The sequence below is a fragment of the Luteolibacter arcticus genome (genome assembly GCF_025950235.1).
In the GTDB taxonomy this organism is placed as follows: domain Bacteria; phylum Verrucomicrobiota; class Verrucomicrobiia; order Verrucomicrobiales; family Akkermansiaceae; genus Haloferula; species Haloferula arctica.
Genome location: NZ_JAPDDT010000005.1, coordinates 142,417 through 154,487, shown reverse-complemented (window position 1 = coordinate 154,487; position 12,071 = coordinate 142,417). Strand labels below are relative to the sequence as shown.

General features: G+C 63.4%; 10 protein-coding genes and 1 pseudogene. 7 read left to right on the top strand and 4 right to left on the bottom strand.

Translation table 11 applies throughout. From position 1 onward, the window contains the following. Positions 1–13: 13 nt before the first annotated feature. On the bottom strand, positions 14–403 hold the full coding sequence (locus tag OKA05_RS13755; protein WP_264487733.1) for a hypothetical protein: 390 nt from the start codon (positions 401–403) through the stop codon (positions 14–16). Between the two features lie 73 nt (positions 404–476). Next, positions 477–1,082, bottom strand: coding sequence for a hypothetical protein (locus tag OKA05_RS13750; RefSeq protein WP_264487732.1), 606 nt, complete (start codon positions 1,080–1,082; stop codon positions 477–479). A 183-nt stretch (positions 1,083–1,265) separates the two neighbouring features. On the opposite strand from OKA05_RS13750, the gene OKA05_RS13745 reads away from it, so the two are divergent. From OKA05_RS13745 to OKA05_RS13715, 7 genes and pseudogenes are all read left to right on the top strand, one after another. Beyond that, entirely contained in the window at positions 1,266–1,493 is a 228-nt protein-coding gene (locus OKA05_RS13745) for a hypothetical protein (RefSeq protein WP_264487731.1), read from the top strand. 128 nt (positions 1,494–1,621) lie between these two features. After that, positions 1,622–1,864, top strand: a pseudogene (locus tag OKA05_RS29335) (haloacid dehalogenase-like hydrolase); the annotation flags it as partial. A gap of 159 nt (positions 1,865–2,023) precedes the next feature. Continuing rightward, positions 2,024–3,616, top strand: coding sequence for an arylsulfatase (locus OKA05_RS13735; protein ID WP_264487729.1), 1,593 nt, complete (start codon positions 2,024–2,026; stop codon positions 3,614–3,616). A 135-nt stretch (positions 3,617–3,751) separates the two neighbouring features. Beyond that, positions 3,752–5,026 carry a hypothetical protein gene (locus OKA05_RS13730; protein WP_264487728.1) on the top strand — a complete coding sequence of 425 codons (1,275 nt, stop codon included), beginning with the start codon at positions 3,752–3,754 and terminating at the stop codon, positions 5,024–5,026. A gap of 7 nt (positions 5,027–5,033) precedes the next feature. Further along, complete coding sequence (locus OKA05_RS13725) at positions 5,034–5,240, top strand: hypothetical protein (protein ID WP_264487727.1); 207 nt, start codon at positions 5,034–5,036, stop codon at positions 5,238–5,240. Positions 5,241–5,257: 17 nt separating this feature from the next. Further along, a complete protein-coding gene (locus tag OKA05_RS13720) occupies positions 5,258–6,892 on the top strand; it encodes an esterase/lipase family protein (protein ID WP_264487726.1) in 1,635 nt (544 codons plus the stop codon). A gap of 68 nt (positions 6,893–6,960) precedes the next feature. Beyond that, a complete protein-coding gene (locus OKA05_RS13715; RefSeq protein ID WP_264487725.1) occupies positions 6,961–9,309 on the top strand; it encodes a mechanosensitive ion channel domain-containing protein in 2,349 nt (782 codons plus the stop codon). Positions 9,310–9,747: 438 nt separating this feature from the next. Here the strand turns inward: OKA05_RS13715 and OKA05_RS13710 are convergent, their stop codons facing one another. Both OKA05_RS13710 and OKA05_RS13705 read right to left on the bottom strand, forming a co-directional pair. After that, entirely contained in the window at positions 9,748–10,974 is a 1,227-nt protein-coding gene (locus OKA05_RS13710; protein ID WP_264487724.1) for a 3-keto-disaccharide hydrolase, read from the bottom strand. Positions 10,975–10,991: 17 nt separating this feature from the next. Beyond that, entirely contained in the window at positions 10,992–12,068 is a 1,077-nt protein-coding gene (locus OKA05_RS13705; protein ID WP_264487723.1) for a Gfo/Idh/MocA family protein, read from the bottom strand. Positions 12,069–12,071: the final 3 nt, after the last annotated feature.

The following is a 12,071-nucleotide window of genomic DNA, read 5'->3' as shown; positions in this document are numbered from 1 at the left end:
TCCCGCGAAGCCTTCAATTCCGAATCGAGTCGTCTTTGGCAGGCACCGGGGCGGGGGCAGGCCGTGCGACGCCGGTGTCGCCATCGTGCAGCACTTTCTCCACGGGGACGATCAGCGCGGTCGGAACGATGGTAGCGGCCCCTAGCATCAGCACGATCACCGAGACCCCGCCGGCCACCATCAGCCCGTTGTTCTTCCGCAGCAGGCCGGTGAATACCACGATGGCGCTGGCGAGAAACAGGCCGGTGGTCCCCATGCCTCCCTTCCAGAGCAGCGCCCGCGTCAAGTCCGGCAACGGCGTCTCCAGATGGCCGTACATCTTGGCGAAGCGGCTGAGGATGTGGTGATTGTAGGCGGCCGTCACCAGGGCGGCGGTACCACAAATCGCTGCGAATAGTTTCATGCCAAGGTAAACGGAACCAACGGCCCGATCTTCCAAGCATCCAAGCCAGAGTGCCGGCGGAAGGAAACTTCTGTTAGAAACCCTTCCAGAAAAGGAAGGCACAGGCGAGAACCGCAACGCCGTAGGCCAGCCCGGCGATGCAGAGCCCCTGCCAGCGCCGCGGCGTGGCGGTCGCCCACGTCACGGAATCGCGGAACAGGTAAGGCATGCCGACCCAGTAGAGCGACTTGATGACCAGTACGAGCGCGAAGGCGGGGACCAGCAGGCGGCTCTGAGGGGCCTTGAGGAAAGCGGCTTCAAACAACGGCGCAGCGACCATCAGGCCCAGCAGCCCGAGCGCACGCACGGCCAGGAACTCCTTCACCGCCAGACCCACCGCGACGATCGAAAGCGGCACCAGGTAGCTGAGGTACTTCTTCAGCCCATTGAACTCGCCGAGGTCCATGGCGAGGAATTGATACCAGCGCTTGCCGGGTGCCTGCACCAGGAACCAGAACCAGAGCAGGCCCGCTGCCAGCAGGATCTGGCCGAGCTGCTGGTTGCGCGGGAGCTTTTTGAGGAATGCCTGCACCGGCTCCGGCTTCGCGAGCATGAACGCGTGCATGACCACGAGCCAGATGCCCAAGGCGATGCCGGTGCCGTGGAGGGACAGGCGTTCGTAGAGGTGCATCGGGTCCATGTGCGCACGGGGATTAGGGGAGCCCGGCGGCGGGGACAAGGCCGAAGTCGGCAGCGGCCGTTCCGGAACAAGGTGCAATTCCCACGGAGAGGGGGAATTTCGGTAGATTGATAGGACTCGCCTTGAATTGGTGCGTTGGTCCAGTTTGCAACCGTGTTCCCAGCCGTTTTCCGGCTCGTTTTGATGCTGCCGCTGACTGCGGCGGCCGCGGAAGAGCCGCGCCCGGTGCTGATCGTCCATTCGTTTGGTCGCGCCGTCGCGCCGTTCTGCGACGTCGCGGAGAGTTTCCGATCGGACTTCGCCGACGCTATACGGGTCCGTTTTTCCCTGAGGGATGCATCGTTGGAAATGGCCCGCTTCGACGGGGAGGAGCGCGATCGCCTCTTTTATTTCCGGGATCGCCGGTGCTGATGCTGGGAATCGACGAGCGCCGCCTCGAGGGCCTGGTGGGCTCGCCCGACTCCGCGATGGTGGGCGAACACCTCGATCCGGACGGTTACATTGAGAACATCCTCAAGCTCCTGCCCGACACGAAGCACATCCATCTGGTGATGGGGACGTCGCCGTTGAGAAGTTTTGGGACCAGGCAGAAGGCGGTCACCGATTGGATCGCCACTGCCAAGAACCCGAAGACCGGCAAGCTCTTCACCGAAATGGTCTATCAGCCGATGCTCGAGCTGCTGGCCTACCTGCGCGCCAATGGCTTCAAGACTTACAACGTCTCGGGCGGCGGCATCGAGTTCATGCGGCCGTGGGCGGAGAAAACCTACGGCATCCCGCCCCGATCATGACTCGGGCCCTGGGAAGCGCGATGCCAGAAGGACATTGCACCAAAGGACAATGGCGTGCTCTCGCCTGACTCCCCAGCATGCAAGTCGGTCGTATCGCTCGACCTTCGTGATGCTCTTCCGTCGGCGCGAAATCTTTCCTCCACACTCCCCATGAAACCAACCGCAACGAACCTGTCGGTCGCGCTCGCCTTCGGGCTGGCGCTCTTCGCACCGCTTGCCCACGGGCAGGGCAAGAAACCCAACATCCTCGTCATCTTCGGTGACGATATCGGCTACTGGAATGTCAGCGCCTACAACCGCGGGATGATGGGATATCGCACGCCGAATATCGACCGGCTCGCCCGGGAAGGTGCGCTCTTCACCGACCACTACGCGCAGCAATCCTGCACCGCCGGACGTGCGGCCTTCATCACCGGTCAATCATGCTTCCGCACCGGCTTGCTAAAGGTCGGGTTGCCGGGCGCGAAGGAAGGTCTCTCCGAAAAGGACCCGACACTGGCGGATCTCCTCAAGCCGCAGGGCTACGCCACCGGCCAATTCGGCAAGAACCACCTAGGAGACCGCAATGAATTCCTGCCGACGGTCCACGGCTTCGACGAATTCTTTGGCAATCTCTATCACCTCAATGCCGAGGAGGAGCCCGAGCATCCGGACTACCCGAAGAATCCGGAATTCCGCGCGAAGTTCGGCCCCCGCGGCGTGCTCAAGTGCAAGGCGACTGAGCAAGACAGCGGAACCGCAGACCCGCGCTTCGGCCGCGTCGGCAAGCAGTCCATCGAGGACACGGGGCCGCTCAGCAGAAAGCGCATGGAGACCGTCGATGAAGAATTTCTAAACGCCTCCCTCGATTTCATCGACCGGCAGGCGAAGGCCGACAAGCCGTTCTTCTGCTGGTTCAATTCTACCCGGATGCACATCTACACGCACCTGAAGCCCGAATCCAAAGGGAAGACCGGCTTGGGCATCGTGGCGGATGGCATGACCGAGTTCGATGGCATGGTTGGCCAGCTTCTAAAGAAGCTCGATGACCTTGGAATCGCGGACAATACCATTGTGATTTGGACCACCGACAACGGTGCCGAAGGTTTCTCTTGGCCGGATGGAGGCACCACGCCTTTCAAGGGGGAAAAGAATACGAACTGGGAGGGAGGCTACCGGGTGCCGCTTGCGATGCGCTGGCCGGGTGTCATCAAGCCTGGCACCGAGATCAATGATGTGACCTCTCACGAGGATCTCGTGCCGACGCTAGTCTCCGCCGCAGGCGAGCCGAATGTGAAGGAGAAGCTCCTCGCCGGCTACGAGGCAGCCGGCAAGACCTTCAAGGTCCACCTCGATGGATACGACCAGCGCGAACTCCTCGCAGGAACGGGACCGAGCAAGCGGGAGGAATACTTCTATTGGACCGACGACGGCAATCTCGCCGGCCTCCGCTACAATCGCTGGAAGCTCTGCTTCCTCGAGCAGCGCGCGGAGAGCCTCGATGTCTGGCAGGACCCCCTCATCGTGCTGCGTTTCCCGAAGCTCTTGGACCTCCGTGCCGATCCCTTCGAACGCGCCCAGCACGATGCCGGCGACTACGATCGCTGGCGGGTGGAGCACGCCTTCGCGCTCGTCCCTGCCCAAGCCTACGTCGCGAAACACCTGGCGACCTATCAGCAATATCCTCCGCGGCAGAAGCCCGGGTCGTTCTCCATGGACCATGTCCTCGAGAAGCTCCACGAGGCGGGCGGGGGATCACGCTGATCTCGGACATCGACCGGCCGACCAAGGGACTGATCGGCGTGAGCCAGCGGCCGATGGAGGACCTGCTCGAAAGCATGAAATAGCCGATCGCCTACCGCGACCTTCCCCTGATTCAACCACCCGATCCGTCACGTCATGAAACCATGGTCTCTCGTCATCGCGACCGCGCTGGTCGCTTCCCTGCATGCCCAAGCGCCCGCCACCTATGAAACGGGCGTGATGCTCAAGGCGTCCGACTTCTTGCCGGCGAACTTGCTACGAGGCCCGTCGTACCGGGTCCGCGACCAGGTGCCGACGGACGGGTACATGGCCCACTTCACGATCGACAGCGACTTCGGCACCTTCACCGCCATCGGCCTGCCGGAGGCGAAGCGCCGCATCACCGAGGCGGAAGCGATCCGCAAGCTCGTCGAAACCAGCAAGGGCGATCTCTTTGCCGAAGGGCTCAAGCGCTCGGTCGAGCAGCCGATCGACGCGGTCAAACACATCGTCAAGAACCCGGTCGAAGCGGCGAAGCAGGCACCGAAGACCGTGGGGCACTTCTTCGTGAAAGTGGGCTCCGGCATCGGCCGCGGCGTGACCAGGGCTGTTGATCGCGTGGACGACGCGGCGAAGAGCGGCCACACCGACGCCGGCCAAGCAGCGTCCGCCGCGGGACGTGGCATCGGCAATGCGGCAAAGAGCGCCGCCGGCTTCGACAAGGCCAAGCTCGATACAGCCAAGCAGCTCGGCGTCGATCCGTATTCCGACAACGAGCGGCTCCAGGAGGAGATGGACAAGGTCACCTGGGCCTTCTTCGCCGGTGGCCTGCCCTTGCGCATCGGTGCGGCGGCCGCATCGGCAGGGCTCGCGGTGGCCGCCACCAACATGGTGGGCATTCCGGAAGATACCTATGCGCTGACCTCCGGCGAACTCGCGGACCGCGACGAACGTTCGCTTCACGCGATGGGTGTGAGCTTGGAAGACATCAAGGATTTCCAAATCCAGCGCGTGCTGAGCACCACCCGCCGCCACCGGATCGTGACCTATCTGGAAGCGATGCCGAAGGCATCCGGGCGCGGCGATGTGGTGCGCTTGGCCAACGCCTGCAACACACCGGAGCAAGCGGATTTTCTCATTTCCGGCTTGGCCATCCTCGCCGAACGCGACCGGACGGGCGCAGCGGCGTATGTCTCGCTGAAAGTCCTCGGCCGCCTACCGGGCGCGACCACCGCGACCGGCGAGCTGCACGTACCGGCTCCGGTCGATCACGTGACGTGGACCGATGAGGTCGCTGGTTTCGCGCAACGCGACGACCTCGGCACGGCGCCCAAGGTGCTCCTTCACACCGGTCGGATGTCGGCGGCTGCCACGGCCGGCATCCTGGCCGCAGGCTGGACGACCGTCGGCGTGGCTTACCCCTCGCGATGAGAAGACCATGGAACCTCGCGCCCACACCGATGAGTTCCTGCTTGTCCACGCAGACCCGTGGTTCCACTCGCTTTGCGATTCTGTCCGGGAGATGCGCACTCTGCCCGTCGACAAATCCTCGCTGCTCCCGCTGGCACTGCCATTGCTCGTAGCGAGTTCGATCGAGATCCCGCTTGCCGAACTGATCGGCAAGGTTTTCAAAACATTGCTGTAACCCGGCTTTCCGCCCTCATGAAACTTCAGGCCATCTTTGCCGCTGCGTTTGCTCTCACCTCGTGCGTCGCTCCCGTTTCCTTTCATGTGGTGGAGACCAAGACGCCACCCGGCGACTATCATGTTGCGCCGCTTGATGCGGCATTGGCCGAGCTGGAGGCGGGCAAGGCCTCTGCGGACGCGATGGAGGCCAGCGGTCATTTCCTCGAGTCGGCACGCCTCGCCGGTGACAAGGCCTTGGCGGGCGAGCCCGGTGCGGTGGCTCTGTACAATCACGCTGTGGGCCGCTTGGTCGAGCGGCTGGAGAAAGCCAAGGCGCTGCCGTGGGGCCGCACCATCACGGTCGGCAGCGGACCCACTGCCCGCACCCTGCGCGGCAAGCTGGAACCGGGGGCCAGCAATGCCCACCGCGAGTATCATGTGGTCGATCGGTACGACTTCCGCGGCAAATACGCCACCATCCACGCGACCCGCCCTGGCGTCGGCGCACCGCTGGTCGTCTTGGCGGATTCGAGCCCTGACTTCCGCAAGACCTTCGATCCGCCGCAGGTGTCCATGGCGCTGACCGCCGTGGTGCGTGCGGAAGGCAGTCGAGGCGCGGTACTGGAGTTGCACGATCCGCTTGAGGAGGAACGCATTTCCATCGCCGGCCGGAATCCGGTGCTCGCGGCGAATTTCAGCGCGCCGGTGAGCTTCGTGCTGGCGGTCACGCGACCTGACAAGCTCGGCCTGATCCGTCTGATCAACCCGCAGAAATACTCCGACACCGCACGGCTCATCCGTCTCCAAAAGTACGACAAGAACCGGATTCCGGTCCTCTTCGTCCACGGTCTGCAAGACACGCCGGCCACATGGGCGCCGATGTATCACTCCATCATGCAGGATCCGGAACTCCGGAACCGCTATCAATTCTGGGTCTTCAGTTACCCCAGCGGCTACCCGTATCCCTACTCTGCGTCGCTGCTGCGCAAGGAGTTGGACGGCGTCAACCGGGTCTTCCCCGACCACAAGAAGATGGTCATCGTCGGCCACAGCATGGGCAGCATGATCAGCCGGCTGATGGTGACGAATGCCGGCGACCGGATCTGGCGCGACATTTTCGCGAAGGGGCCGGATGACATGCGCATCACCGGTGCCAGCCGCGAACTGCTGCGCGACTCCCTCTTGTTCGAGCACCGCCGGGAGATCAACCGCGCCATCTTCCTCTCCGCCCCACATAAGGGGTCGGAAATCGCGTCGAACTGGATCGGTCGGTTGGGCTCGCGGCTGGTGCGGATGCCCACATTCCTGGCCGATGCCCGCAATGCCGTGGCCTCCGTCATCACCGTGGATGCCGCCTCGCTGCAGCTCGATCGCGCGCCGAACAGCATCGATACCCTTTCCCCGGAGAACCGCTTCGTGAAGGCCGTCAACAAGCTGCCGATCGCGCCCGGCATCCCGTATCACTCGGTCATGGGTGACCGCGGCAAGGGGGGAAACAAGGACCGGACCCGGCCGATGATGTCCGACGGGGTGGTGGCATTCTGGAGCTCGCACCTCGACGGCTCGGCGTCGGAAAAGGTGGTCCCGTCCCATCACAGCGCTCACCAGCATCCGGACGGCATCGCGGAGGTGAAGCGGATCCTGAAGCTGCACTTGGGTCAGGGGCGCTGAAACCTCGATTAAAGCCGGAGAGGCCCCGCTCGCCAGACGCAACCGGACCTGCCAGAAATCGGGCTCACGTGACACGGACCGTCTTTCAATTTCTCCGAATCGGCCTGCTGGTGGCAGGGCTCGCCGGCTCTCCGGCAGTCGCCCAGCTTCCGTCTTTCAAGCTTTCCGAAGACAAGCCCGAGGCTCTCAAAGAGGAAACGACCGAGGACAAGCGCAAGCGCCTGAAATCGTGGCTGGACGATTGGCGGGGACAGGTGGAAGCACTCGACAAAGGGGGGGCGCTGCCGACGGGCATCACGCCGGAGGAAAGCGCCGTCCGCCGTTCCGATCTCTTGCTGGGAATTTTCACCGCGGAGAACTCCGTCCGCTCGCTCGACACCGCAGAGATCCTCAAGCAGTCGATCTCCCAGGCCAAGGAGGACAGCGCCAAATGGAACGGCTTCGACAAACCGGGACCCTACTCCTTCGTCCTCCACGACGAATTGCGGCGGCAGCAGGAAGGCATCGCCACCCGGATGCGGGCCTATGAGTCGGCGGTGAACATGTTCGACCGCGAGCTGACCAAGCGCCAGGACGAGATCAAGAAGACGGACGAAGCGGTTCGCGTCGCCCAAGAGGCCGCCAACCGTGCCACACCGGAGCATGTCGGTGCCGAGCTTTGGCGGCTGGAGTCGGTGAAGCTGAAGCTGCGCGCGCTGAGTTCCGCGGCCGCGATGCTCCAGCACACCGCCGACAACACCCGCATGCGATTCGCTGCGGCGGAGATCGAGGCTGAACTGCTGAAGCGGAAAATCGCAGCACTCGGTGCCGCCACCGTCTTCCCCCAGGCAGACCTCGATCATCTGAAGCACTCGACGGACGAACGCCGCAAGGACATCGCCAAGGAACTCACGAACATCGAGAAGTCGCAACAGGCGGTGATTGCCGAACGGCAGACGGCGCTGGCGACGGCGGAGGCACTGAAAGCCGCCACGCCCAATCCGACCGATGCCGACAAGGCCAAGCTGACCGCCGCCGTGGAGCGCGTGCAATTCCTGGACAACCAGCTCGAAAGCTTGGCCAACCGGGTGGAGATCACCGGCGCGCGGCTGCGTTTCCTAAGCGAGTATTACGACGCGCAGACCTTCCGCAAAACGCTCCTCACCTCCCAGTCCGCTGCCGAGCGGACGGAAGCGCTGGTCTCGCTGCAGACCCAGCTTGCCCGGGCCAGCGCCTTCGACTCGCTGGTCGATGTCCGCCGCAATGCCGCGCTTTCCGCGATGCAGGAGCAGGAGTCGCGTCTTTCCGCGCTCGCAGCCGACTCGCCCCAGCGTCCCCAGATCGAGCAATTGCTGGGCACCCTGCGCGCCGACCTCGATTCCGTGGAGCGATTCGGCCAGGACATCTCCGGCCTGCATCTCGACATCGGCCGCTGGCTTGCGGATTCCGAGCAGATCGACCAGTCGAAGACTTGGGGCGAGCGCCTTCGCGGGCTCGGTTCGCGGGCGGCCAGACAGGCGAAGGCAGTGTGGAACTTCGTGGTCTATCGCTACGACGACAAAACGGAGGTCGATGGACAGGTCGTCACCGTGAAGCGCGGCCTCACGCTCGGCTGGCTGATCGGCGCGCTGCTGTTCTTCTGGGTGGCTTACCGCGCCGGGTCCTGGCTGTTGAAGCGCGGCTACAAGCGACTGGTCAACAAGGGCCGCGTCCAGCAGGGGCAAGCGGACACGCTGCGGCGGTGGACACGCATCGCGCTCGGCATCGTGCTCGCGCTGGTCACGCTGAATTTCCTCAAGATCCCGCTGACCGCCTTCGCCTTCCTCGGCGGTGCGCTCGCCATCGGCATCGGCTTCGGCACCCAGACCTTGTTCAAGAATTTCATCAGCGGGCTCATCGTGCTCGCCGAGCGGAAAGTCCGCGTCGGCGACATCCTCGAGGTCGATGGCGTCGCCGGCACCGTCACCGCCATCGATACGCGCTCGTCCACCGTGCGTTCCTTCGATGGCGTGGACATGATCGTGCCGAACTCGGTACTGCTGGAAAGCAAGGTGATCAACTGGACCCACGACACTCCGGTGGTTCGTCGCGTCGTGCGGGTCCGGGTCTCCTACGGCTCACAGCTCCGGATGGTGTCCACCATCCTCGCCGAGTGCGCCGGAGAACACGGAATCATCTTGAAGAGCCCCGAGCCGCAAGTGGTGCTGGAGGATTTCGCGGCGGACTCGTTGATCTTTGCGGTCTTCTTCTGGATCGACCTCCGCGCCAAAACCGGCGGGGCAACGGTGGCCAGCGACCTGCGCTTCATGATCGAGCGCCGCTTGGGCGAAGCGGGCATCTCATTGGCCAGCCCGCAGCAGTCTTTCCAGCTCCACGCTGACAAGCCGCTGCGGGTTCAAATGGACGGCGGGGAATCCGAGGAAGTGAAGCCATCTTGAAGTAAATGACTTCGCCGGTATTTGACTCGCGTCAAAGGCACGGCCATGGACAAACGTATGGCCCGTTCTTCGTCCCAACGGGACGACTCATAATAGCCCGGCACGAAGTGCCGGGTGGAACGCAGGAGACTCTCGCGTCCTGTAGGGACGCCTCATACGTTTAGCGGCTGCATTTCCGGTTCGGTTCCGAGGCCTACATCGATCGACGCTTTGCGTCGGAGAAATACGGGATCGAAATCGATGTACGGCAGCTCCGGGACCAAACCGCCGCACCCCGCATGATGTCTCCCGTTGGGAGACCAATCCCTGCCCGCCTTACCCGGCACTTCGTGCCGGGCTTTTATAAGTCGTCCCGTTGGGACGGAGGGGTCGTGCGCTTCGGGATCGATCCCGCCGCGGCGTTTTGGCGCTAACACCCACCTCCGCCCGGGAGCCTGATTACAGCTCCTTGATCCAGATATTGGCGAAGTCGATGAGGGAACCGTGGTGCTGCAGGGCGATCTTGCCCTTGGCGGCCACACCGGGGAGGCGCGCTTCCTCGATCACGACCTCGCCGTTGATGGAAACGGTGAGCTTGTCACCCTTCATGGTGATCATCGTCCGGTTCCACTCGCCCACGGGCTTGTCCATTTTCTTCTTCGGAGTGACGCCTGCGATCACGTCCGCGGGCTGCGACCTGTCGGTGCGGTAGCCGTACACCTCGCCGGAGCCGCAGGGCCAGTTCCACAGGTTCACCTGGCTCTTCGAGTTGCCGCGCACATAGACGCCGCTGTCGAGCTCCTGCACTTCGATCTGCTCGCCGGTTTCCTTGCCATCGGGACCGATGACGGGGCGCTTCATCACGGGGCCGGGGCCAGCCCAGCGCCAGTCGAAGGCCAGCGAGAAATCGCCGTATTCCTTCTCCGACCACAGGTCCTTGGCCTTGCCGTCGTATTTCAGGATGCCATTGACCGGCTGCCAGTGGGCAAGGTCGGCTTCGGTGTGCTTCCAGCCCTTGAGGGTCTCGCCGTCGAAGATCTGGGTGAAGCCGCTCTGCTTGGCACCTTCATCATTCGCTGCAGGGGCAGCCTCGGAGATTCGCATGTTGCGGAAGGCAACCGCGTCGCCGTGGCCGCAGAGGGCGATGTGGCCGGAGCGGCGCTTGACGCCCTCATGCTTCGGGAACTCCTTGCTGAGGTCGGCGAGGTTGCCTTCGGTGATCACTTCGCCGTTCACGGTGACCTGCACGCGGTCGCCGCGGACGGCGATGCGCTCCTGATTCCACTCGCCGACCGGCTTGAGCGGGGCCTTTTTCGCCGCGAGCAGGGTGTAGAGCGAGCCGTGGAACTGATAGGGCTTGAGGTCCTTGTACTTCTCCGAGGTGTTATCGAGCACCTGCACTTCCATGCCCGCATAGGCAGCGTCGCCGCTCCCCGGGTAGTGGATGCCGATGCCATTGTTGCCCCCCGGCGGGAGCTTGAACTCGAAATCGAAGGCGTAGTCCGCGTAGATCCGCTCGGTCACCAGGGTCTTTCCCTGCGGCGTGCAGACGATGGTTCCGTCCTGGACGACATAGCCTTCGCCCTTCCAGCCGGAAAGATCGGTGCCGTTGAACAGCGGAACGGACTTCAGTTCGGCCGTAGCGGCGAGCGGCAGGAAGGCGACGACGGTGGCAATGGATTTCATGACAATGTTAGAAAATGTTATAGATCGATGGTTTTCCCAGTGCGGAAGCTTTCATCCGCAGCTTCGACGATGCGCATCGAGGACAGCGCGTCTTCCATGTGGTCGGTCAGGTCCAGATCCTCGTGGATCGCCTTGAGGAAATACTCCTGCTCGCGATGGCACAAGCCGTCATGATCGGGCTCGTCGTCGAGACGGACCGACTCGTCGGCCTTCGCGAAGGTTCCTTCCGGCGTGAGTTGCGAATGGTGCAGCCGGATCGACTGGGTCTGGGTGTGGGCGTCCACGTTCGAGCTTTGGCCCTCCGCCGCGGCCTTGTCGGCGACGATCGACGCGCAGCCCTTCGGGCCGACCACGTCCTTCACGAAGAAGGCGACCTCGCTCATCATCGGGCCCCAACCGGCTTCGTACCAACCGACCGAGCCGTCCTCGAAGGTCACCTGCAGCGCGCCGTAGTTGATTTTCCCCTCGGGAATCTCGTCCGTCAGCCGCGCGCCGATGCCCGACACGCGGATCGGCTTCGAGCGGGTCATCTGGCACATCACGTCCACGTAGTGCACGCCGCAATCGACGACCGGCGAGATCGACGACATCAGTGCCTGGTGGGTCTTCCAGTTCGCGCCGAAGGACTGCTGGTTGAGGTTCATGCGCATCACCAGCGGCTTGCCAAGCGTTTGTGCCATCTCGATGAATTTGATCCAGCTCGGGTGGTGGCGCAGGATGTAGCCGATCACCAGCTTCTTCCCGCTCGATTTTGCCTTGGCGACGATTCCTTCCGCCGCCGCCACATTCTCGGCCAGCGGCTTCTCGATGAAGACATGGCAACCGGCTTCGAAGGCGGCCTCGGCGTAGGGGCCGTGGGTGTCCGGGTAGGTGGAAATGCTGACCGCATCCGGCTTGGTCGCCGCGAGCGCTTCATAGAAGTCCGCGAACTCCGCGTAGCCGCCGCCCAGCTCGGCATTCAGTTTCCCACGGCTCTCGGCCGATCGGGTGACGATTCCGCAAATTTCGAAGCCGGGGATGCGGTGGTAGGCAAGGGCGTGCGAGCGGCCCATATGGCCGGCTCCGACGCAAAGGACGCGGATAGGATTCTGCATGAT

What these genes read in the sequence shown, in the direction of transcription:
- OKA05_RS13725 (WP_264487727.1), top strand. Translation starts at nt 5,034, where the DNA reads ATGGAACCTCGCGCCCACACCGATGAGTTCCTGCTTGTCCACGCAGAC.
- OKA05_RS13750 (WP_264487732.1), bottom strand. Translation starts at nt 1,082, where the DNA reads ATGGACCCGATGCACCTCTACGAACGCCTGTCCCTCCACGGCACCGGC.
- OKA05_RS13720 (WP_264487726.1), top strand. Translation starts at nt 5,258, where the DNA reads ATGAAACTTCAGGCCATCTTTGCCGCTGCGTTTGCTCTCACCTCGTGC.
- OKA05_RS13755 (WP_264487733.1), bottom strand. Translation starts at nt 403, where the DNA reads ATGAAACTATTCGCAGCGATTTGTGGTACCGCCGCCCTGGTGACGGCC.
- OKA05_RS13735 (WP_264487729.1), top strand. Translation starts at nt 2,024, where the DNA reads ATGAAACCAACCGCAACGAACCTGTCGGTCGCGCTCGCCTTCGGGCTG.
- OKA05_RS13705 (WP_264487723.1), bottom strand. Translation starts at nt 12,068, where the DNA reads ATGCAGAATCCTATCCGCGTCCTTTGCGTCGGAGCCGGCCATATGGGC.
- OKA05_RS13745 (WP_264487731.1), top strand. Translation starts at nt 1,266, where the DNA reads ATGCTGCCGCTGACTGCGGCGGCCGCGGAAGAGCCGCGCCCGGTGCTG.
- OKA05_RS13730 (WP_264487728.1), top strand. Translation starts at nt 3,752, where the DNA reads ATGAAACCATGGTCTCTCGTCATCGCGACCGCGCTGGTCGCTTCCCTG.
- OKA05_RS13710 (WP_264487724.1), bottom strand. Translation starts at nt 10,974, where the DNA reads ATGAAATCCATTGCCACCGTCGTCGCCTTCCTGCCGCTCGCCGCTACG.